Origin of the sequence: Streptomyces sp. NBC_00289 (assembly GCF_041435115.1) — a bacterium.
Taxonomy (GTDB): Bacteria; Actinomycetota; Actinomycetes; order Streptomycetales; family Streptomycetaceae; genus Streptomyces.
Genome location: NZ_CP108046.1, coordinates 4,742,946 through 4,763,664 on the forward strand (window position 1 = coordinate 4,742,946; position 20,719 = coordinate 4,763,664).

The 20,719-nt window shown below is 70.8% G+C and carries 20 protein-coding genes; 8 read left to right on the forward strand and 12 right to left on the reverse strand.

Features of this window, described 5'->3' with window-relative positions; genetic code table 11:
* Positions 1–163: 163 nt before the first annotated feature.
* From folB to OG985_RS21435, 3 genes are all read left to right on the forward strand, one after another.
* Complete coding sequence (gene folB, locus OG985_RS21425) at positions 164–523, forward strand: dihydroneopterin aldolase (RefSeq protein ID WP_371669949.1); 360 nt, start codon at positions 164–166, stop codon at positions 521–523.
* Positions 520–1,128: a 2-amino-4-hydroxy-6-hydroxymethyldihydropteridine diphosphokinase gene (folK, locus tag OG985_RS21430; protein ID WP_371669950.1), complete on the forward strand. Its 609-nt coding sequence runs from the start codon at positions 520–522 to the stop codon at positions 1,126–1,128. The genes folB and folK overlap by 4 nt, the downstream gene beginning before the upstream one ends.
* A 103-nt stretch (positions 1,129–1,231) precedes the next feature.
* Positions 1,232–1,720 carry a DUF3180 domain-containing protein gene (locus tag OG985_RS21435; RefSeq protein WP_371669951.1) on the forward strand — a complete coding sequence of 163 codons (489 nt, stop codon included), beginning with the start codon at positions 1,232–1,234 and terminating at the stop codon, positions 1,718–1,720.
* A gap of 12 nt (positions 1,721–1,732) precedes the next feature.
* Here OG985_RS21435 and folE read toward each other — a convergent pair whose 3' ends face one another.
* The 6 genes from folE to dacB all read right to left on the reverse strand — a co-directional run bounded on the left by folE (position 1,733) and on the right by dacB (position 9,403).
* Entirely contained in the window at positions 1,733–2,338 is a 606-nt protein-coding gene (gene folE, locus OG985_RS21440) for a GTP cyclohydrolase I FolE (protein ID WP_371669952.1), read from the reverse strand.
* Between the two features lie 120 nt (positions 2,339–2,458).
* Positions 2,459–4,498 carry an ATP-dependent zinc metalloprotease FtsH gene (ftsH, locus tag OG985_RS21445; RefSeq protein WP_371669953.1) on the reverse strand — a complete coding sequence of 680 codons (2,040 nt, stop codon included), beginning with the start codon at positions 4,496–4,498 and terminating at the stop codon, positions 2,459–2,461.
* A gap of 195 nt (positions 4,499–4,693) precedes the next feature.
* A complete protein-coding gene (gene hpt, locus OG985_RS21450) occupies positions 4,694–5,254 on the reverse strand; it encodes a hypoxanthine phosphoribosyltransferase (RefSeq protein ID WP_371674452.1) in 561 nt (186 codons plus the stop codon).
* Positions 5,255–5,390: 136 nt separating this feature from the next.
* Positions 5,391–6,413: a tRNA lysidine(34) synthetase TilS gene (tilS, locus tag OG985_RS21455; protein WP_371669954.1), complete on the reverse strand. Its 1,023-nt coding sequence runs from the start codon at positions 6,411–6,413 to the stop codon at positions 5,391–5,393.
* Between the two features lie 191 nt (positions 6,414–6,604).
* Complete coding sequence (locus OG985_RS21460; RefSeq protein ID WP_371669955.1) at positions 6,605–7,738, reverse strand: zinc-dependent metalloprotease; 1,134 nt, start codon at positions 7,736–7,738, stop codon at positions 6,605–6,607.
* A gap of 87 nt (positions 7,739–7,825) precedes the next feature.
* Positions 7,826–9,403 (reverse strand): D-alanyl-D-alanine carboxypeptidase/D-alanyl-D-alanine-endopeptidase, encoded by a 1,578-nt coding sequence (dacB, locus tag OG985_RS21465; RefSeq protein ID WP_371674453.1) that lies wholly within the window; start codon positions 9,401–9,403, stop codon positions 7,826–7,828.
* Positions 9,404–9,527: 124 nt separating this feature from the next.
* On the opposite strand from dacB, the gene OG985_RS21470 reads away from it, so the two are divergent.
* Both OG985_RS21470 and OG985_RS21475 read left to right on the forward strand, forming a co-directional pair.
* Entirely contained in the window at positions 9,528–10,019 is a 492-nt protein-coding gene (locus OG985_RS21470; protein ID WP_006375593.1) for an inorganic diphosphatase, read from the forward strand.
* A 102-nt stretch (positions 10,020–10,121) separates the two neighbouring features.
* Complete coding sequence (locus OG985_RS21475) at positions 10,122–11,810, forward strand: threonine/serine exporter ThrE family protein (protein ID WP_371669956.1); 1,689 nt, start codon at positions 10,122–10,124, stop codon at positions 11,808–11,810.
* A gap of 118 nt (positions 11,811–11,928) precedes the next feature.
* Here the strand turns inward: OG985_RS21475 and OG985_RS21480 are convergent, their stop codons facing one another.
* A complete protein-coding gene (locus OG985_RS21480; RefSeq protein ID WP_371669957.1) occupies positions 11,929–12,945 on the reverse strand; it encodes a VTT domain-containing protein in 1,017 nt (338 codons plus the stop codon).
* 141 nt (positions 12,946–13,086) lie between these two features.
* On the opposite strand from OG985_RS21480, the gene OG985_RS21485 reads away from it, so the two are divergent.
* Positions 13,087–13,452 carry a YbjQ family protein gene (locus OG985_RS21485; protein WP_371669958.1) on the forward strand — a complete coding sequence of 122 codons (366 nt, stop codon included), beginning with the start codon at positions 13,087–13,089 and terminating at the stop codon, positions 13,450–13,452.
* 19 nt (positions 13,453–13,471) lie between these two features.
* Here OG985_RS21485 and OG985_RS21490 read toward each other — a convergent pair whose 3' ends face one another.
* Complete coding sequence (locus OG985_RS21490) at positions 13,472–14,236, reverse strand: MerR family transcriptional regulator (protein WP_371669959.1); 765 nt, start codon at positions 14,234–14,236, stop codon at positions 13,472–13,474.
* A 108-nt stretch (positions 14,237–14,344) separates the two neighbouring features.
* Here OG985_RS21490 and OG985_RS21495 point away from each other — a divergent pair, with 108 nt between their 5' ends.
* Positions 14,345–15,628 (forward strand): ion channel protein, encoded by a 1,284-nt coding sequence (locus OG985_RS21495; RefSeq protein WP_371669960.1) that lies wholly within the window; start codon positions 14,345–14,347, stop codon positions 15,626–15,628.
* Between the two features lie 200 nt (positions 15,629–15,828).
* Positions 15,829–17,241 (forward strand): glutamate decarboxylase, encoded by a 1,413-nt coding sequence (locus OG985_RS21500; RefSeq protein WP_371669961.1) that lies wholly within the window; start codon positions 15,829–15,831, stop codon positions 17,239–17,241.
* Positions 17,242–17,464: 223 nt separating this feature from the next.
* Here the strand turns inward: OG985_RS21500 and OG985_RS21505 are convergent, their stop codons facing one another.
* The 4 genes from OG985_RS21505 to OG985_RS21520 form a co-directional block, all read right to left on the reverse strand.
* Complete coding sequence (locus OG985_RS21505) at positions 17,465–18,226, reverse strand: ABC transporter permease (protein WP_371669962.1); 762 nt, start codon at positions 18,224–18,226, stop codon at positions 17,465–17,467.
* Entirely contained in the window at positions 18,223–19,284 is a 1,062-nt protein-coding gene (locus tag OG985_RS21510; RefSeq protein ID WP_371669963.1) for an ATP-binding cassette domain-containing protein, read from the reverse strand. The genes OG985_RS21505 and OG985_RS21510 overlap by 4 nt, the downstream gene beginning before the upstream one ends.
* Before the next feature lie 137 nt (positions 19,285–19,421).
* Positions 19,422–20,063 (reverse strand): PadR family transcriptional regulator, encoded by a 642-nt coding sequence (locus OG985_RS21515; RefSeq protein WP_371669964.1) that lies wholly within the window; start codon positions 20,061–20,063, stop codon positions 19,422–19,424.
* Positions 20,064–20,150: 87 nt separating this feature from the next.
* Positions 20,151–20,690 (reverse strand): DinB family protein, encoded by a 540-nt coding sequence (locus OG985_RS21520; protein ID WP_371669965.1) that lies wholly within the window; start codon positions 20,688–20,690, stop codon positions 20,151–20,153.
* Positions 20,691–20,719: the final 29 nt, after the last annotated feature.

Genomic DNA, 20,719 nt, shown 5'->3' on the forward strand with positions numbered 1-20,719 from the left:
GGTTTCCAGGGCAGACGCACCGTGAGGGTTCCTGGCCCCGGCTCGGACGCGCGCCCTCGTGGCCCGGTCCTGTCAGTGCCCGCGGGTAGATTCACTTGAGGCCGGTGTGCCGCCCGCACACGGTACGAACCGGCCCTCACCGACGACTGCAGGAGTGATTCGCGTGGATCGTGTCGCGCTGCGCGGCCTCAAGGCCCGTGGACACCACGGTGTGTTCCCCAAGGAACGCGAGGAGGGCCAGACCTTCATCGTGGACCTCGCCCTCGGCCTGGACACCCGGCCGGCCGCCGCCGACGACGACCTGACGAAGACCGTGCACTACGGCGTCGTGGCGGAGGAGGTCGTGGCCGTCGTCGAGGGCGAGCCCGTCAACCTCGTCGAGACACTCGCCGAACGCATCGCCCAGACCTGTCTGAAGCACGAAGCGGTCCAGGAGGTCGAGGTCCGCGTCCACAAACCGGACGCCCCGATCACGGTCCCCTTCGACGACGTCACCGTCACCATCACCCGGAGCCGAGTATGACCGCGTTCACCGAGGGCCACAGCGACCCGACCGTTCAGCCGGTGCCCGCCTCCGTCGTCGAGAAGGTCGACGCCGCCGACACCACCCTCCACAACCCGCAGCGGGCCGTGCTCTCCCTCGGCTCCAACCTCGGCAACCGCCTGGAAACCCTCCAGGGGGCCGTCGACGCCCTCGAGGACACCCCGGGCGTGCGCGTCAAGGCGGTCTCCCCGGTCTACGAGACCGAGCCGTGGGGTGTCGAGCCGGGCAGCCAGCCCTCCTACTTCAACGCGGTCGTGCTGCTGAAGACCACCCTGCCCCCGTCCTCCCTGCTGGAGCGGGCGCACGCCGTGGAGGAGGCCTTCAACCGGGTACGGGACGAGCGCTGGGGCCCGCGCACCCTGGACGTCGACATCGTGGCGTACGCCGACGTCGTCTCCGAGGACCCGCACCTCACGCTCCCCCACCCGCGCGCCCACGAACGCGCCTTCGTCCTCGCCCCCTGGCGCGACGTCGAACCCGAGGCCCAACTGCCCGGCCGCGGCCCGGTCGCCGGTCTCCTGGACACCCTCACCAGCGAAGGCGTGGATGCCCGCAAGGACCTGGAACTCCGGCTGCCCGAGTAGTCGTTAAGGTCGAGACGACCACAGGACGGCCCGACGGGGCGGCACGACCCGATGGGTCACCACGACCACCGGGCCGGCTGATCCGGGGAACTGAAGGGACACCGTGAGAGAGCTTCGCATCAGGCTGCTGGCCGGCGTTTTCGTCGTGGCCGGAATCCTGTCCTGGGCGGGCGCCCGCCTCTGGAACTCGATCGGGACCCTCCCCAGCGTTCCGCTGGCCGCCCCCATCGTCCTCGCGGTGATCGCGGTGGTCCTGCTGGCCACGGCGCTCTCGATCCGCGCCCGCCTCAAGGCGCAGCGCGAACGGCGGCCCGGAGCCAAGGGCGTCGACCCGCTGATGGCGGCCCGCGCGGTCGTCTTCGGTCAGGCCAGCGCCCTGGTCGCCGCTCTCGTCGCCGGTATGTACGGCGGCACGGGCGTCTTCCTGCTGGAGTCCCTCGACATCCCCGCCCGCCGCGACCAGGCCATCTACGCCGGCTTCTCCGTCCTGGCGGGCATCGGCGTCATAGCGGCGGCCATCTTCCTGGAGCATGTCTGCAAACTCCCGGAGGACGACGACGACCACAGCACGGGAGCGGCGTCGGCGGCGTGACCCGCCGGAGCGTCAGCGGGCCATGATGAGGCTCATCGCCTCGTTGCGGGTGGCGGGGTCACGCAGCTGGCCACGGACCGCCGAGGTGATGGTCTTCGCGCCGGGCTTGCGGACTCCCCGCATCGACATGCACATGTGCTCGCACTCGACGACGACGATCACACCACGCGGCTCCAGGATCTCCATGAGCGAGTCCGCGACCTGCGTGGTGAGCCGCTCCTGCACCTGAGGCCGGCGGGCGTACACATCCACGAGCCGGGCCAGCTTCGAGAGCCCCGTGATCTTGCCGTCGGCGGACGGGATGTACCCGACGTGGGCCACCCCGACGAACGGCACCAGATGGTGTTCGCAGGAGCTGAGGACCTCGATGTCCTTCACCAGCACCATCTCGTCGTGGCCCAGGTCGAACGTCGTCGTCAGCACGTCCTCGGGCTTCTGCCACAGCCCCGCGAATATCTCCTTGTACGCGCGCGCCACCCGGCCAGGCGTCTCCCGCAGCCCCTCACGGTCGGGGTCCTCGCCCACCGCGATCAGCAGTTCGCGTACGGCGCTCTCGGCGCGCTTCTCGTCGAACTCGCCGATGATTCCGTCGCCGTCCAGCGCCACGGGGTCGGTCATCTCGTGCCTCGTTCCTGTGCGTCTCGCCTGCTGGCATCGAAAATGCCGCGCCCCCCAGGCTAGAACCAGGGGGGCGCGGCATCCATTCCGGACCTGGTGAGGTCGCGGTGCCGTGAGGCGTCAGCTCTCCGAGCGGTCCTCCGGGGCCGGCTCCGTCACCGGGGCGTGCTCCGCCGCGGTGGACTTCGCGGTGGAGATCGCCGCCGTGGCGCCATTGGCGCCGTTCGTCAGTGCGAGTTCCCTGGGGGACAGCACCGGCGGACGGGTGGAGGGCGTACGGCGGGAGGAGCCGGTCCAGGCCGGCCGCGGCGGACGCTTCACGATCGGAGCGAAGACCTCGGCGATCTGCTCCTTGTTCAGCGTCTCCTTCTCCAGCAGCTGAAGCACCAGCTGGTCGAGGACGTCGCGGTTCTCGACCAGGATCTCCCAGGCCTCGTTGTGCGCCGTCTCGATGAGCTTCTTGACCTCTTCGTCGACGAGCGCGGCCACCTCTTCCGAGTAGTCACGCGGGTGCGACATCTCCCGGCCCAGGAAGGGCTCGGTGTTGTCGCCGCCGAACTTGATGGCACCGAGGCGCTCGGTCATGCCGTACTGCGTGACCATCGCGCGGGCCGTTGCCGTGGCCTTCTCGATGTCGTTCGCGGCACCCGTGGTGGGGTCGTGGAAGACGAGTTCCTCCGCGGCGCGGCCGCCCAGCATGTACGCGAGCTGGTCCAGCATCTCGTTGCGCGTGGTGGAGTACTTGTCCTCCTCCGGCAGAACCATCGTGTAGCCCAGAGCACGGCCTCGGGAGAGGATCGTGATCTTGTGGACCGGGTCGGAGTTCGGAGACGCCGCCGCGACCAGGGCGTGACCGCCCTCGTGGTACGCGGTGATCTTCTTCTCCTTGTCCGACATGATCCGGGTCCGCTTCTGCGGGCCCGCGACCACACGGTCGATCGCCTCGTCCAGCATCTGGTTGTCGATCAGCTTGCGGTCGCTGCGCGCCGTGAGGAGCGCCGCTTCGTTCAGCACGTTCGCCAGGTCGGCACCCGTGAAGCCCGGTGTACGGCGGGCGACCGCCGACAGGTCGACGTCGGAGGCGACCGGCTTGCCCTTCTGGTGGACCTTGAGGATCTCCAGACGGCCCAGCATGTCCGGACGGTCGACCGCGATCTGGCGGTCGAAGCGGCCGGGGCGCAGCAGCGCCGGGTCGAGGATGTCGGGCCGGTTCGTGGCGGCGATGAGAATCACACCGCCCTTCACGTCGAAGCCGTCCATCTCGACGAGCAGCTGGTTCAGGGTCTGCTCGCGCTCGTCGTGACCGCCGCCGAGGCCGGCGCCGCGATGGCGGCCGACCGCGTCGATCTCGTCGACGAAGACGATCGCCGGGGCGTTCGTCTTGGCCTGCTCGAACAGGTCACGGACCCGGGAGGCACCGACACCGACGAACATCTCGACGAAGTCGGAACCGGAGATCGAGTAGAAGGGAACCCCGGCCTCGCCCGCGACGGCACGCGCCAGCAGCGTCTTGCCGGTGCCGGGAGGGCCGTACAGGAGTACGCCCTTGGGAATCTTGGCGCCGACGGCCTGGAACTTCGCCGGTTCCTGGAGGAACTCCTTGATCTCATGGAGTTCCTCGACCGCTTCGTCCGAGCCCGCGACGTCGGAGAACGTCGTCTTCGGGGTGTCCTTGGTGATGAGCTTCGCCTTGGACTTGCCGAAGTTCATGACCCGGGAGCCGCCACCCTGCATCTGATTCATCAGGAACAGGAAGACGACCACGATGAGGACGAAGGGGAGCAGGGACAGCAGGATCCCGACGAAAGCGTTCTGCTTCGTCGGCGAAACCGTGTAGCCGTCGGGGATCTGCTTGTCCTGGAATTTGGTCTGCAGCGTGTTGGCGATGGTCACGCCCTGGTCGCCGATGTAGCTCGCCTGGATCTTCGAGCTGCCCTTGACCTTTACGCCGTCCTTGAGCTGGACCTTGACGGTCTGCTCGTCGCCAGTGGTGATTTTGGCTGACTCGACCTTGTTGTCATTGATCGCCTGGACGACCTGGCCGGTGTCCACCGTCTTGTAGCCGCCGGACGAGCCGACGACCTGCATCAACACGACCACGGCAAGGACGGCCAGCACGATCCACATGACCGGCCCACGGAAGTATCGCTTCACGTCCATCCATACGGAGCGGTGTCGCCCCGTCCCTCCTGCCATAGTGAGTTTGATAAGACAGTTCTTCTGACGGTACCCCAGCATTGTGGCCCGAAGCCGCACGGGACGGCTGACGAACGCGTCTGCATGCTCCAACGGTGGGCGACCCGCTGGGGTTCCCGGTCGCCCCACGAGCGGCTCAGGGCTTTGCGCCCTTCGGGTTCAGCCGCCGTAGACGTGGGGCGCGAGCGTACCGACGAACGGGAGGTTGCGGTACGTCTCGGCGTAGTCGAGGCCGTAGCCGACGACGAACTCGTTGGGGATGTCGAAGCCGGCCCACTCCACCTCGATGGCGACCTTGGCGGCCTCCGGCTTGCGCAGCAGCGTGCACACCTTGAGGGAGGCGGGCTCGCGCGAGCCGAGGTTGGAGATCAGCCAGGACAGGGTCAGCCCGGAGTCGATGATGTCCTCGACGATCAGGACGTGCTTGCCCTTGATGTCGGTGTCGAGGTCCTTGAGGATCCTGACGACCCCGGAGGACTGGGTGCCCGCGCCGTAGGACGACACGGCCATCCAGTCCATCGTGACGGGGGTGGACAGCGCTCGGGCGAGGTCCGCCATCACCATCACCGCGCCCTTGAGCACGCCGACGAGGAGCAGGTCCTTGCCCGCGTACTCCGCGTCGATCTTCGCGGCCAGCTCGGCCAGCTTCGCGTCGATCTCTTCCTTGGTGATGAGCACCTCTTTGAGGTCGGCACCCATGTCTTTCGCGTCCACCCGCATCACTTTCGGTCGTCCCACGTCTGATGGCCCGTTGAGGGCCCGGTCACCTCAGGGACGCACATCCCTTCGGCGCACTCGCCCGGCCGCTGGAACCGCCCACGACCCGTGGTGACGTTCCGATGTGGCGGGTCCGGATTCAGCCTTGCCGAATCACCAGTCTGCCACCCTGACGCTGGGCGACGACCTTGCCCGGGAGATTGATCACTCCCTGGCCTCGCCAGCCGGTGATCAGCCGGTCCACTTCCTCGATGTGCCGGGCGAAGAGAGAACCGGCGGGCGCGCCCGCCTCGATGGCGGCGCGGCGCAGGATGCGGCGGCGCACGGCGGGCGGCAGGGCGTACAGCTTGGCGCACTCCAGCAGGCCGGTGGCGTCGCGGACGGAGGCCTCGGCCTGGCCGGCCCAGGTGTCCAGGGCGTCGGCGTCGTCGCGGGAGAGCTGGGCCGTACGGGCGAGAGCCTCCACGACTCCCTTCCCGAGCGCCTTCTCCAGGGCGGGCAGGCCCTCGTGACGCAGCCGCGAGCGCGTGTACGCGGGGTCCGCGTTGTGCGGGTCGTCCCAGACGGGCAGGGACTGGACCATGCAGGCCTTGCGGGCGGTCTGACGGTCGAGTTGGAGGAAGGGGCGGCGGTAACGGCCGTCGGCCCCCGAGACCGCGGCCATGCCGGACAGGGAGCGGGTGCCGGAGCCGCGGGCGAGGCCGAGCAGGACGGTTTCGGCCTGATCGTCGCGGGTGTGGCCGAGCAGGACGGCGCCGGCCCCGTGACGGACGGCGGCGGCGTCGAGGGCGGCGTAGCGGGCGTCCCGGGCGGCTGCCTCGGGGCCGCCGGCGCGGCCGACGGTCACGGCGACGGACTCGACCGGTTCGAGGCCGAGTTCGCGAAGGCGCAGCACGACCTCCTCGGCACGCAGGTCGGAACCCGGCTGCAGACCGTGGTCGACAGTGATGCCGCCGGCGCGGATGCCGAGCCGGGGGGCCTCGAACGCGAGAGCGGAGGCGAGGGCCATGGAGTCGGCGCCGCCGGAGCAGGCCACGAGCACGAGTGGCGCCGGGGGGCGTTCGTGCGGGGTGTCGGGGGAGGTGGGGATGTCGGTGAGGAGGTCGTGGAGGACGCGGCGGACCGCCAGGCGTATCGCCGCGACCGCAGGATGGGGACCCATGTCCGGTTCCCTTCATGAAATTGTCGGGGGGTGAGCCCGAGCCCGGTCACTCAGAGTGTGTAGATGGTGACAGAGCCGGGGCGTTCCCCGAGCATTGCACGCCTACCCGTGCCTCACGGTCCCTCGGACGGGTGATTGAAGGGGCGTTCGCCTGCCGTCGGCCGGATTCGTTTCACGACCCCGGCGCCGGTTCACGACTCGGCCTTGCGGTGCACCCGGGCGACCCAGTCCGCCGGTTCGGCGATCTCCGACTTGGTCGGCAGGGTGTTCGGGGACGTCCAGACCCGGTTGAAGCCGTCCATGCCGACCTGGTCGACGACGGCGCGCACGAAGCGTTCGCCGTCGCGGTACTGCCGGAGTTTGGCGTCCAGTCCCAGCAGCCTGCGCAGGGTCATGTCCAGCCGGGAGGCGCCCTTGGCGCGACGCTGCTGGAACTTCTCGCGGATCTCGGCGACGGTCGGCACGACCTGGGGCCCGACGCCGTCCATCACGAAGTCGGCGTGTCCCTCCAGGAGGGACATCACGGCGGTGAGGCGGCCGAGGATCTCGCGCTGGGCCGGGGTCTGCACGATCTCGACGAGGGACCGTCCGCCGTCGTCCTCCTCGCTCTCGGGGCGGCCGCCGGCCAGGGACTGGGCGGCGTCCCGGATGCGCTCCAGCACGGTCATCGGGTCGACGTCGGTCTCCGCCAGGAAAGACTGGATTTCGCCCTCGAGGTGATCACGCAGCCAGGGCACGGCGGTGAACTGGGTGCGGTGCGTCTCCTCGTGCAGGCACACCCACAGGCGGAAGTCGTGGGGCTGGACGTCGAGTTCACGCTCGAGGTGCACGATGTTCGGGGCGACGAGCAGGAGTCGGCCGCCGCCGTTCTGACCTGCGGGCAGGTCGCGGGTGTCGGGGGCGAAGGTCTCGTACTGGCCGAGGACCCGGGAGGCCAGGAAGGACAGCAGCATGCCGAGTTCGACGCCGGTGACCTTGCCGCCGAGGGTGCCGAGGACCGCGCCGCCCGGTGTGTTGCCGCGCCGCTCCTGCATCTTGTCGAGCAGCGGCTTGAGGATCTCCCGGAACCCGGCGACGTTGGCCCGGACCCAGCCGGGGCGGTCGACCACCAGGACGGGGGTGTCGTGGGTGTCCTCCGTGCCCATACGAGTGAAACCGCGGACGTGTCCCTCCGCGGCCTTGGCGTGTCGGCGCAGTTCCGCGACGACGGCCCGGGCCTCCTCGCGGCTGACCTCGGGGCCCGGCCGCACGAGCCGGGTCGCGGTCGCCACCGCGAGATTCCAGTCGACCATCCCGGAAGAAGCGGCACCACCGATGCTCGTCATGCGTCAACCGTACGTGAGCGCCGCCGCTTGGGGCAGGGCGACGAGGGGCCGGCCGGGCGACCGCGCGGGCGCTGTGCGCCGGCCGGGTCAGCCGCAGCCGCATCCCGCCAGCGCCGTCGCCGCCGTGTCCAGCGCCGACTGGGCCGCGGCCGGATCCGTCGTGCCGGAGGCGAGGAACGCGAAGGCCAGCAGGTGGCCGTCCTGGTCGACGACCGTTCCGGCCAGGGTGTTGACGCCGGTCAGGGTGCCGGTCTTGGCGCGTACGACACCGGCCGCGCCCTGCGTGTAGCGGCTGCTGAGCGTGCCCGTGAAGCCGGCCACCGGGAGGCCGGTGAGGACCGCGCGGAGCTCGGGGTGGGCCGGGTCGGCCGCCTTGACCAGCAGTCCCGTGAGCAGGTTCGCGGTGAGCCGGTCGTCGCGGTCCAGCCCGCTGCCGTCGTGAAACTCGGCGCCGGACAGGGGCAGTTCGAGCTTCTTCAGCCGGGCGCCGACCGCGGCCGCGCCGCCGGCGAAGTCGGCCCGGCCGCCCGCCGCCACCGCCGTGTGCCGGGCGAGGGCCTCCGCGATGTCGTTGTCGCTGTTGGTCAGCATGCGTTCGACGAGGGCCGACAGCGGGGGCGAGGAGACCGCCGCGAGGGGCTCGGCGCGGCCGGTGGCCTTGGAGGGTCCCGGGGCCGTCGTCCTGATGCCGTCGGTCCGCAGGAGGGCGGCGAACGTGCGGGCCGCGACCGCGGCAGGGTCCGTCACCCGAAGCACCGGGCCACTGGCGGAGTCGTCCGTGCGGCCCTCGTCGACCATCAGGGCGCTGACCGGGGCGAGGTTCTCGTTGACTCCGATCGGGTGCTGCGGGGAGCCCGCGTAGAGGGTGGTGTCGTACGACAGCGTCACCTCGCGTACGCCGCGCTTCTTCAGGCCGGCGGCCGTCCGGTCGGCGAGGGTGCGCAGGCTCGCCCAGCCCCCGGCGTCGCGGTGGGCCGTGAGGGTGGGGTCGCCGGCGCCGACGAGGACGAGTTCGCCGGTGTCGGGTTCGAAGGCGGCGCGGGTGGTGAGGCGGTGGTCGGCACCCAGGGCGGACAGGGCGGCGACGGCGGTGGCGATCTTCGTGGTGGAGGCGGGGGTGAGCGTGGCGCGGGCGCCGGTGCCGTAGAGGCTCCTGCCGCTGGTGACGTCCACGACCGCGGCGGCCTGGCGCGTGCCGAGCGCCGGGTCCCCGAGGAGGGGGGCCAGGACGCCGGTGAGGGCCTTCGTGTCGGGCGCCGGCCGGACGGTGCCGGCGGAGCCGCCGAGGCCGGTGAGGACGGACACGGCGCTGGGAGCGGGGCGCGGCCCGCCCGCCGTACCGGAGCCGGAATCACCGCCGTGATCTGCGCCACCCACACCCTCCCGGGCGGCGGCCCAGTCCCGCTCCGCCGTACGCTGACCGGAGGAGTCCCAGGGACCGGCGGCGGTCACCACCGTGGCGGCCAGTGCCAGTCCGGCGGTGGCGGCGCCGGCGGTGTACTGCCAGGTCTTCGGCCTCATGATCCGCGCGACCTGCGGTTCCGCGGCCCGTACGATCCGCGCGACCCGCGGTTTCGTCGCCTGTGAGATCCGTGTGACCTGCGGTTTCGCCGCTGCGGTAGCCCGTGCCAGACGCGGTCGTACGGCGTTCGCGGCCCGCACCACGTGCGGTCTCGCGGTCTGCCAAAACCTCAGCTCTGGCACGACGACCAGCCCCTTTCGCGATCACACACCTGCGTGAGGGACACTTAACCACCAGAACTATGTGTTGATCATGGAGGAGCCACCGGTGGAGTTCGACGTCACGATCGAGATTCCGAAGGGTTCGCGGAACAAGTACGAGGTGGACCACGAGACCGGTCGGATCCGCCTGGACCGTCGCCTCTTCACCTCGACCAGCTACCCGGCCGACTACGGCTTCGTCGAGAACACCCTCGGCGAGGACGGCGACCCGCTGGACGCGCTGGTCATCCTGGACGAGCCGACCTTCCCCGGCTGCCTCATCCAGTGCCGCGCGATCGGCATGTTCCGGATGACGGACGAGGCCGGCGGCGACGACAAGCTGCTGTGCGTGCCCGCGCACGACCCGCGGGTGGAGCACCTGCGCGACATCCACCACGTGTCGGAGTTCGACCGCCTGGAGATCCAGCACTTCTTCGAGGTCTACAAGGACCTGGAGCCCGGCAAGTCGGTCGAGGGCGCCAACTGGGTGGGCCGCACGGACGCCGAGGCCGAGATCGAGCGGTCGTACAAGCGCCTCAAGGAGCAGGGCGGTCACTGAGCCCCGTGTCGTGTAACGGGCCGCACGCCTGCGCGTGCGGCCCGTTCGCGTATCTGTGCGCATACTGAGGCTGCAGAGGTGTCGTACAGGGAGCGTTACGGAGTGACGGAGGCTCAGGACCGCAAGCCGCGGTCGGACGAGGCGAGGAGCGGGTTCGCGGCTCCCGCGGCGGACGGCGAGTCGCAGACGACGTCCGAGTTCGCGATCCCGCGGGGGCTCGCCGTGGCCAAGCCCGGCGCGGAGTCGGAGACGACCTCCGAGTTCGCCCTACCCGACGGCCTCGACGTCCCGCAGGCGCCCGCGGGCGACGCCGAGGGGTCGGCTTTCAGCCTGCCGCGTACCTACAGCGCCAAGCACGCCCCGCCCGCGTTCACGCCGCCGGGCGGCGTGCCCACGGTCAGTCTGACCAAGGACCTGCCCTGGCAGGACCGGATGCGCACGATGCTGCGGATGCCGGTGGCCGAGCGGCCCGCGCCGGAGCCGGTGCAGAAGGCCGAGGAGGAGGGTCCGGCCGTTCCGCGTGTGCTGGACCTGACCCTGCGAATCGGCGAGTTGCTGCTGGCGGGCGGCGAGGGCGCGGAGGACGTCGAGGCGGCGATGTTCGCGGTCTGCCGGTCCTACGGCCTCGACCGCTGCGAGCCGACCGTCACCTTCACCCTGCTGTCGATCTCCTACCAGCCGTCCCTGGTGGAGGACCCGGTGACGGCGTCGCGGACCGTGCGCCGCCGGGTCACCGACTACACGCGCCTCGCGGCCGTCTTCCAGCTGGTGGACGACCTCAGCGACCCGGAGAGCCACACCTCCCTGGAGGAGGCCTACCGGCGACTCGCGGAGATCCGCCGCAACCGGCATCCGTACCCCACCTGGGTGCTGACCGCGGCGAGCGGGCTGCTCGCGGGCGCGGCCTCCGTACTCGTCGGCGGTGATCTGGTCGTGTTCGTCGCTGCCGCGCTCGGCGCGATGCTCGGCGACCGCCTGGCGTGGCTGTGCGCGGGGCGCGGGCTGCCGGAGTTCTACCAGTTCACGGTGGCCGCGATGCCTCCGGCCGCGATCGGCATCGCGCTGACGCTGGCCCACGCCGACGTGAAGGCGTCCGCGGTGGTCACCGGTGGGCTGTTCGCGCTGCTGCCCGGGCGGGCGCTGGTGGCGGGCGTGCAGGACGGCCTGACCGGCTTCTACATCACGGCCGCCGCACGGCTCCTGGAGGTCATGTACTTCTTCGTCGGCATCGTCATCGGGGTGCTGGTGATGCTCTACGTCGGTGTCCAGCTGGGCGCCCACCTCAACCCGGACGCGGCCCTGGGCAGCGTCGACCGGCCGCTGTGGCAGATCGGCGCGTCGATGCTGCTGTCGCTGACCTTCGCGGTGCTGTTGCAGCAGGAACGGTCCACCGTGCTGGCGGTGACGCTGAACGGGGGCGTCGCCTGGACGGTGTACGGCGCGATGCACTACACCGGCGGCATCTCACCGGTCGCCTCCACGGCCGTCGCCGCGGGTCTGGTCGGACTGTTCGGGCAGCTGCTGTCCCGGTACCGGTTCGCGTCCGCGCTGCCGTACACCACCGCCGCGATCGGGCCCCTGCTGCCGGGGTCCGCGACCTACTTCGGGCTGTTGGCGATCGCGCAGAACGAGGTCGACAAGGGGCTGGTGTCGCTGTCCAAGGCGGCGGCCCTGGCGATGGCCATCGCCATCGGGGTGAACCTCGGGTCGGAGATCTCGCGCCTGTTCCTGCGCCTGCCGGGCGCGTCCACCGCGGGGCGGCGGGCCGCCAAGCGGACGCGAGGGTTCTGAGGGGCTCACGCCCGCCGACCCGGAGGGCTGCGGCGGACCGCGGGTGGCTCACCGGGCGGTTTCCCGCGCCGCCAGGCCGAACGCCGGCCGTGGCGGCCGATCACGCCTTCGGAGCGCTTCAGTAGCCCTCGTTGTACGGGTACGGCTGCTGGTTCTGGTTCTGGTTCTGGTTCTGCTGGTTCTGGTCCTGGCTCTGCTGGGAGCCGTACGGCTGTTGCTGGTAGCCCTGGGGGTAGTGCTGCGGGGCCGGCTGCTGCTGGTAGCCCTGGGGGTAGTGCTGCGGGGCCTGGTCGTAGTGCTGCGGGGCCTGGTCGTAGCCGTACTGCTGTCGGCCGTGGTCGCCCTGGTTGCCGTACTGCTGTCGGCCGTGGTCGCCCTGCTGGTCGCCCTGGTGGCCGTACTGCTCCTGGGGCTGGTCGGTCGGCGGGATGCGGCGCAGCTGGGTCGTCGCGTCGTCCATGGCCTGCTGCTGCCACTCGGGCTGCTGGGCGGGGGCGGCCTGCGGCGGGTTCTTCCTGTTCTTCGAGCGCGCGCGCAGGAACTCGATGGCGATCGGGACCACCGAGACGAGGACGATCAGGATCAGGATCGCCTCGATGTTCTTGTTGACGAAGTCGATCTTGCCGAGCCACGAGCCGAGCAGGGTGACACCCGCACCCCACAGGACGCCGCCGATGACGTTGAAGGTGAGGAACGAGCGGTACTTCATGCCGCTGACGCCGGCGATGATCGGCGTGAAGGTGCGGACGATCGGCACGAAGCGGGCCAGGACCAGGGACTTCGGGCCGTACTTCTCGAAGAACTCGTGCGCCTTGACCACGTTCTCCTGCTTGAACAGCCGGGAGTCGGGTCGGTTGAACAGCGAGGGGCCGACCTTCTTGCCGAACATGTAACCCGCCTGGTCGCCGAGGATCGCGGCGACGCAGATGAGGCCGATCGCCGCCCACAGCGGGAAGTCCAGCTGCTTCGACGTGATCAGCAGACCGCAGGTGAACAGGAGCGAGTCACCGGGCAGAAAGAACCCGATGAGCAGGCCCGACTCCGCGAAGACGATGAGGAGCAGACCCCAGATGCCGAAGTTGTCCAGCAGGGTGTTGGGGTCCAGCCAGCTCGGTCCGAGGGCAAGCGTCGTCACGGTTCCGGGCTCCTGAGGGGTGGAGGGAGGTACGGCGGCCGGTTGCGGCTCCATCAAAGCTATCAACGCGGTGTGTCCGCCCCAGGTTCCACCGGTGTCTCCGGGATGCACTGTGAGCCGACTGGGACAAAGCTGTGAACCATGGGCATCGAAGATTACGGCGGCGGTCAGGGCCCTCAGCCCGACGTGCTCGTCGTCACCACGAACGACGTACCCGGCCATCGTGTGCAGGAGGTGATCGGCGAGGTCTTCGGACTGACCGTGCGCTCCCGCCACCTGGGGAGCCAGATCGGCGCGGGTCTGAAGTCGATGGTCGGCGGTGAGCTCAAGGGCCTCACCAAGACGCTCGTGCAGACCCGCAACCAGGCCATGGAGCGTCTCGTCGAGCAGGCACGCACGCGTGGGGCCAACGCCGTGCTGATGTTCCGCTTCGACGTGACCGAGGCGGCCGACGTGGGCACGGAGGTGTGCGCGTACGGCACGGCGGTGGTCCTGGCCCGGGAGTGAGTCTCCCCGGGCCAGGTGACTACGCGCCCGTGCGGCGGACCGCGTTCGCCGTGATCGCGTCCCGGAGGTGCTCCGCGAGACCCGGCCGCACGGAGTCGTAGAACGCCTTGAAGCGCTCGTCGGAGACGTACATCCCGCCGAGGCCCTGGTGGAACTCGGGGGAGCACTCGTAGAACCACGTGCTGATGTGCAGCCGGTGCTCCTCGGCCAGGTCCATGGCCGCCTCGCCGGTCGGCGGCTCACCGGCGGCCATCAACGCGTCGTAGCGCGCGCTCCAGTCCTCGACCTCGGACCGCATGCGCTTCCAGTCCTCCTTGGTGTAATGGGCGGCGCGGCGCCGCGACTCGGCGTACACCTCCGTGCCGCCCCAGCGCTGTTCGGCCTCCTCGGCGTACTGATCGGGGTCCTTGTCCCCGAAGACCTCGAACCTTTCCTCGGGCGTGAGGTTGATGCCCATCCTGCGTGCCTCCATGGCCTGCTCCACGGCCGCCGCCATCTTCCGCAGTCTCTCGATCCGGGCGGTCAGCAGTTCGTGCTGCCGGCGCAGGTGCGCGCGCGGGTCCGCGTCCGCGTCGTCGAGCAGCTCGGCGACCTCCTCGAGCGGGAAGCCGAGTTCCCGGTAGAACAGGATCCGCTGCAGCCGGTCGAGGTCGGCGTCGTTGTAGCGCCGGTGGCCCGCGTGGCTGCGCTCGCCCGGGGCGAGCAGGCCGATGTCGTCGTAGTGGTGCAGCGTGCGCACCGTGACTCCGGCGAAGCCGGCCACCTGTCCCACGGAGTAGCTCACTTCCGCTCCCTTCTCGGTACGACTCCACGCTGAGGCCTCACGCCACGTGAGGTGCAAGCCGCCCACGCTCGAGATGTTGTGTCCGTTTGATCCGCTTATGGTGAGCGCGTGGCCCAGGACAGCGCGCAGCCGGCACCCGCAGCCCCGGCGACTCCGGCACGCACTCTGCTGCTGCTGATCATCCCCGCGCTCCTCGTGGGAGTGGGAGCCAGTCTGGTGCTGCTCGCGGTCAGCGCGCTGGGCGAGCAGTTGCAGGACGTGCTCTGGCAGGACCTGCCCGACGCACTGGGGATCGGCCGGTACTCCGTCTTCTGGATGCTCGTCGTGCTCACGGCCACGGGCCTGGCGGTCGGGCTGGTGGTCTGGAAGGTGCCGGGACACGCCGGGCCCGACCCGGCCACCACCGGACTCGACGCTCCCGTGCTGCCGCCGGGCGTGCTGCCGGGGCTGGCGCTGGCGACCGTCCTGATGCTCGCGGGCGGGCCGAGTCTCGGCCCCGAGAACCCGACCATCGCGGTGAACGTCGCACTCGCCTTCTGGCTGGGCAATCGACTGATTCCGCGGATGCCGGGGCCCCTGTGGGTGATGCTGGCCGAGGCGGCGACGATCGGCTCGCTGTTCGGCACGCCGGTGGCGGCGGCTCTGGTGCTCTCCGAGGCGCTGGCCGGCCAACAGGTCAGAGGAGCGCTGTGGGACGCCGTCTTCGCCCCGCTGGCCGCGGCCGCGGCGGGCGCCATGACGACCAGCCTGGTGGCCGAGCCGTCCTTCGACCTGCACCTGCCCCCGATCGGCACGCCCGGCTGGAGCGACCTGCTGGCCGCGCTGGTGATCTCGTCCGTGGCGGCGGTGCTCGGCATGTGCGCCGTGTACGCCTTCCCGTACACCCACCGCCTCTTCTCCCTTCTCCGGCACCCGATGGTGGCGCTTCCGGTCGGCGGCGTCGTGCTGGGGCTGCTGGGGGCCCTGGGTGGCCATCTGACGCTCTTCAAGGGCCTGGACGAGGTCTCGGAGCTGGCGCGCGATCCCGACGGCTGGTCGGCCGGACAGTTCGTCACGATGTCGGTGGTGAAGCTGGCCGCGCTGCTCATCGCCGCGTCCTGCGGCTTCCGGGGCGGACGGATCTTCCCGTCCGTCTTCGTGGGCGTGGCCCTCGGGCTGGGCGCCCACGCCCTGGTGCCCGCCGTGCATCCGGCGGTCGGTGTCTCCGCGGCGGTGCTGGGCACGCTCCTCGCCATCACCAGGCTGGGCTGGGTGAGCCTGTTCACGGCCGCCGTCCTGGTGGCCTCGCCGACGATCCTCGCCCTGCTGTGCATCGCCTCGCTGCCCGCCTGGCTGCTGGTCACCGGCCGTCCCCAGATGCAGTTGCACGCGGACGGGACAGCGGTCCGCTGATCCGCGCGCCGGTTCCGTCAGCCGGCGTCGGCGCGGTCGGCGACGGTCGGCGACGGCCAGCGGCGGTCGACCACCGCCGAACACCGCCGTCCGCTCCGATCCGTTCGCGTCCGACCCGTTCGCCATCGTCCGATCCGTCCGTCTTCGTCCGACCAGTCCGTCTTCGTCCGACCCGTCCGACCCGTCGAGGAGTCACCTTCATGCCGCTTCACCAGGGGCCCGAGAAGCCCGACGAGCGTCCGATGTCCGTCAACCCCTTCTACGGTGACGCCAATCCGGTCGGCGGTATGACCGAGGCCCCACCACGGCACCGGCTGCCGGACGCGCCGCTGCCGCCCACGACGGCGTACCAGCTGGTGCACGACGAGCTGATGCTCGACGGCAACTCCCGCCTCAACCTCGCCACCTTCGTCACCACCTGGATGGAACCGCAGGCCGGGGTCCTGATGGGCGAGTGCCGGGACAAGAACATGATCGACAAGGACGAGTACCCGCGCACGGCCGAGCTGGAGCGGCGCTGCGTGGCGATGCTCGCGGACCTGTGGAACGCGCCCGACCCGGCCGCGGCCGTGGGCTGTTCGACGACCGGGTCGAGCGAGGCCTGCATGCTCGCGGGCCTGGCGCTCAAGCGCAGGTGGGCGCAGCGCAACGCCGACCGCTATCCCGGACGGGACGCCCGCCCGAACCTCGTCATGGGCGTCAACGTCCAGGTCTGCTGGGACAAGTTCTGCAACTTCTGGGAGGTCGAGGCGCGCCAGGTCCCCATGGAGGGCGACCGGTTCCACCTCGACCCGGAGGCCGCGGCGGCGCTGTGCGACGAGAACACCATCGGGGTCGTGGGCATTCTCGGCTCGACCTTCGACGGTTCGTACGAGCCGATCCTGCAACTGTGCGCCGAGCTCGACCGGTTGCAGGAGACGACCGGCCTCGACGTTCCCGTGCACGTCGACGGCGCGTCCGGCGCGATGGTCGCGCCCTTCCTCGACGAGGACCTGGTCTGGGACTTCCGCCTCCCGCGCGTGGCGTCGATCAACACCTCGGGGCACAAGTACGGGCTGGTGTACCCGGGCGTCGGCTGGGCGCTGTGGCGGGACACGGAGTCGCTGCCCGAGGAGCTCGTGTTCCGCGTCAACTATCTGGGCGGCGACATGCCGACGTTCGCGCTGAACTTCTCGCGTCCCGGCGCCCAGGTGGTCGCGCAGTACTACACGTTCCTGCGGCTGGGTCGTGAGGGCTTCCGGGCCGTGCAGCAGACCACGCGGGACGTGGCCCGCAGCGTCGCCGAACACGTGGAGGCGCTCGGGGACTTCCGGCTCCTGACCCGGGGCGACGAGCTGCCCGTGTTCGCCTTCACGACCGCGCCGGGCGTGGAGGCGTACGACGTGTTCGACGTCTCCCGGCGGCTGCGCGAGCACGGCTGGCTGGTGCCCGCGTACACCTTCCCGCCCAACCGGGAGGACCTGTCCGTCCTTCGGGTCGTGTGCCGCAACGGTTTCTCCAGCGACCTGGCCGAACTGTTCGTCGAGGACCTGGGCCGACTGCTTCCGGAACTGCGCCGGCAGTCGCGTCCGGTGACGCGGGACCGGGGGGCGGCGACCGGGTTCCATCACTGAGCGCTCCGCCGGACGTCCCGGCCCGGTACGCCACGGCGACCGCCTCTGCGCCACCACCCGCGAACGCGTCGTGCACGCCGCCCGCGGGTGGATCGTGGCCGGCCGCGCGGTTCCCGCGGCCGGTGGACGCTGCCGCACCGGGCCTGCTCCACGACGTCCGTCCGGTCCGCTCCCTGCGGCCACCCCCCGGCCCGGCCACGGCAGCCGGACCAGCCCCGGCGCCCTACCGGCTCAGGCGGCCGAACCGCCGTACCGCCAGCGGGAAGAAGAGCGCCAGCAGGGCGAGCGGCCATATGACGGCCGGCCACACGTGTCCCGGCTCCCCACCGGGGCCGCCGAGCAGGTGCCGTACGGCGGTCGCTGTCTGGGACATCGGGTTCCAGGCGACCACCGTGCCCAGCAGGCCGGGCATGGAGTCCGGGGCCGCGAAGGCGTTGGACAGGAAGCCGACCGGCCACACCAGGATCTGCACGGCCTGCACCAACTCCGGTTTGCCGGCCACCAGGGCCAGGTGGATGCCGATCCAGAGCATGGCGAAACGGAAGAGCAGCAGGAGGCCCACGGCGGCCAGGAACGCGGCCGGGCCGGCGTGGACGCGCCAGCCCAGCGCGTGTCCGACGCCGACGAGGATGCCCAGCCCCACCGCGGACTGAAGCATGTCGGCGGCCGAACGGCCCACCAGAACCGCCCCGTTGGCCATCGGCAGCGAGCGGAAGCGGTCGATCACCCCCTTGTCGAGGTCCTGGGTGACGGCGAGCATCGTCCCCTCCAGGCCGAAGGCCATGGTGAGCGCGAGCATGCCCGGGACCAGGTAGTCGAGGTAGTCGCCGCGCACGTCCCGGCCGCCGCCGACCAGGTAGCCGAACATCAGCAGCAGCATCACCGGGAAGACCAGGGCGACCAGGACCCGCACCGGCTGCCGTGCCCAGTGGGCGAGTTCGCGCCGGGTCATGGTCCAGGAATCCGTCAGCGCGTAGCCGGTCACGCGGTCTCCTTCGTACGGTCGTCGGCGGAACCTTCAGTCGTGCGGCCGTCCGGGCTTCGAGTCGTACGGCCGTCCGCGCCGCTTCGAGTCGTACGGCCGTCCGCGGGGCCGCCGTGCGTACGGTCGTCGCGTCCCGTCAGGTGCAGGAAGACCTCGTCCAGGGTGGGGCGGCGCAGGGCGACGTCCGCCGCCTCGATACCGGCCTCCTCCAGCGCCCGTACGACACCGGAGAGTGCCGCCATGCGGTCGGTGACCGGGGCGCTGAGCAGCCGTCGGTCGGGGTCCACCGAGACCTCGTCCTTCGCCAGGGGCAACAGGGCGACGGCCGCGCCCAGTTGGCCCGCGTCGCGCAGGACCACGTCGATCCGGTCGCCGCCCGTCGTCGCCTTGAGTTCGTCCGCCGTGCCGTCGGCGATGACGCGGCCCCGGTCGACGACCGAGATGCGGTCGGCGAGCTGGTCGGCCTCCTCCAGGTACTGAGTGGTGAGCAGGACCGTGGTGCCGCCGCCGACCAGGGAGCGGACGGCGGCCCACACCTCGGTGCGGCCGCGCGGGTCGAGACCGGTCGTCGGTTCGTCCAGGAACAGCACCTCCGGTTCCCTGATCAGCGACGCGGCGAGATCCAGGCGGCGCCGCATGCCGCCGCTGTAGGCACTGACCGGCTTGCGGCCGGTGTCGGCCAGGCCGAAGCGCTCGAGGAGCTCACCGGCACGCACGCGCGCGTGGCGGGAGCCCAGATGGTGGAGGCGGCCGAACATCTCCAGGTTCTGGCGCCCGTCGAGCGCCTCGTCCAGGGCCGCGTGCTGGCCGAGCAGGCCGATGCGGAAGCGGACCTCCTGGGCCCGGCTCACCACGTCGTGCCCGGCGACCTCGATCCGGCCCGCGTCGGGACGCAACAGCGTGGACAGGATCCGCACCAGGGTCGTCTTGCCCGCGCCGTTGGGCCCGAGCATCCCGTGCACCGTGCCCCGGGTGACCCGGAGGTCGAGCCGGTCCAGTGCCTTCTTCTCGCCGTACTCCTTGACCGCACCCTCGACGGTGATCGCCGCTTCGGCCACTGGCCACTCCCTCACCCTGATCGATCACATTCGGCTAATCAAACTTGACTACTCGGCGAAGGTAACGCGCCTGGATGGATTGGTCAAACTTGATTAGCCTGGACGGACGTGCCGTGCCCGGCGCGCCTCAGCGACGGTCAGCGCGCGTCTCCCGGATGCGACTCCCCCGTGGCGTACGGGTTCTGCTGGTCCTCGGCCAGCACACCGACGAAGGGATCGCCCTCACCCGCGAAGGTGTACGCCCCGCCCTCGATCCGCGCGATCAGCCCCCGGGTCCACTCGCCTTCCGCGTCGGCCGTGTGGATCCACAGGTTCATGACCTCGCCGATGTGTCCGAGCTGTTCGGGCCCTTCCTCGGGCACGTAGTGCTCGGTGACGGCGGAGCGCCAGTCGTCGATGCGGCGGGTGCGCTCCTTCAGCAGGGTCACCGCCTCGCCGCGCGGAAGGTCGACGACGAAGCCGATGGCCGCCGACTTGATGTCCATCTTCTGGTCGTACGAGGTCAGCGCCTCACGCAGCAGCGTGAAGTACTCCTCGGTGCCCGCGTCGGTGATCTCGTACTCCGTGCGCGGCGGGCCGCCGGCGGTGGACGGCGCGATCTCGTGCGCGTGCAGCAGCCCCTGCTTCGCCATCTGCTTGAGCGCGTGGTAGATCGAGCCGGGCTTGGCGTTGGACCACTCGTGCGCGCCCCAGTACTCCAGGTCGTTGCGCACCTGGTAGCCGTGGGCCCGCCCGTGCTGACGGACCGCGCCGAGCACGAGGAGACGGATCGCTGACATGCGGTCCAGGTTATGGCCCGGCGCTCGACCGGCTTGACCTCGACCTCACCATCTGCCCTCGGACCTCACCCGGCCCGCGCCCGGGACTCAGCCGGCCTGCGCCTGGGCCACCAGCTCGAACGCGGTCCTTCCGTCCAGCGACTCCCGGACGATGTCGGCGTGGCCGGCGTGCCGGGCCGTCTCGCGGATCAGGTGCAGCACCAGCCAGCGCACCGAGACGGCCTCGTCCGGCGGGAACCAGGGGTCGTTCGGCAGCGGGAAGGTGTCGTCGAGGCTGGGGACCGAGCGGACGTACGACTCCGTCTCGGCGGCGACCCGCTCCCAGTACGCGAGCTGCTGCTCGACACTCTCGCCCGCCACGAGGAGAAAGCACTCGTGCCAGTTCGACTCGTCCCGCTTCACGGCCGGCGGCTCGCCCTTGGCCCGCGCGACCCAGCCCTGCTCGACCTCCGCCACGTGCTTGAGCAGGCCGCCGAGGGACAGTTCGCTCGCGCTGGGGCGGGAGGCGGCCTGCTCCGGCGTCAGCCCGAGCAGCGCCCGGCGGATGCCGCCCCGCTGCTCGGCCAGGAACGACAGCAGCGCTCCCCGCTCGTCGCCCTGAGCCTCCGCGCGCACGTGAGTGACCATGTCCTGCCGCCTTTCGTCGGGTTCGGAAG

What these genes read in the sequence shown, in the direction of transcription:
- OG985_RS21520 (WP_371669965.1), bottom strand. Translation starts at nt 20,690, where the DNA reads ATGGTCACTCACGTGCGCGCGGAGGCTCAGGGCGACGAGCGGGGAGCG.
- OG985_RS21515 (WP_371669964.1), bottom strand. Translation starts at nt 20,063, where the DNA reads ATGTCAGCGATCCGTCTCCTCGTGCTCGGCGCGGTCCGTCAGCACGGG.
- hpt (WP_371674452.1), bottom strand. Translation starts at nt 5,254, where the DNA reads ATGCGGGTGGACGCGAAAGACATGGGTGCCGACCTCAAAGAGGTGCTC.
- folE (WP_371669952.1), bottom strand. Translation starts at nt 2,338, where the DNA reads ATGACCGACCCCGTGGCGCTGGACGGCGACGGAATCATCGGCGAGTTC.
- OG985_RS21485 (WP_371669958.1), top strand. Translation starts at nt 13,087, where the DNA reads ATGGGCATCGAAGATTACGGCGGCGGTCAGGGCCCTCAGCCCGACGTG.
- tilS (WP_371669954.1), bottom strand. Translation starts at nt 6,413, where the DNA reads ATGGGTCCCCATCCTGCGGTCGCGGCGATACGCCTGGCGGTCCGCCGC.
- ftsH (WP_371669953.1), bottom strand. Translation starts at nt 4,498, where the DNA reads ATGGACGTGAAGCGATACTTCCGTGGGCCGGTCATGTGGATCGTGCTG.
- folK (WP_371669950.1), top strand. Translation starts at nt 520, where the DNA reads ATGACCGCGTTCACCGAGGGCCACAGCGACCCGACCGTTCAGCCGGTG.
- OG985_RS21500 (WP_371669961.1), top strand. Translation starts at nt 15,829, where the DNA reads ATGCCGCTTCACCAGGGGCCCGAGAAGCCCGACGAGCGTCCGATGTCC.
- OG985_RS21460 (WP_371669955.1), bottom strand. Translation starts at nt 7,738, where the DNA reads ATGACGAGCATCGGTGGTGCCGCTTCTTCCGGGATGGTCGACTGGAAT.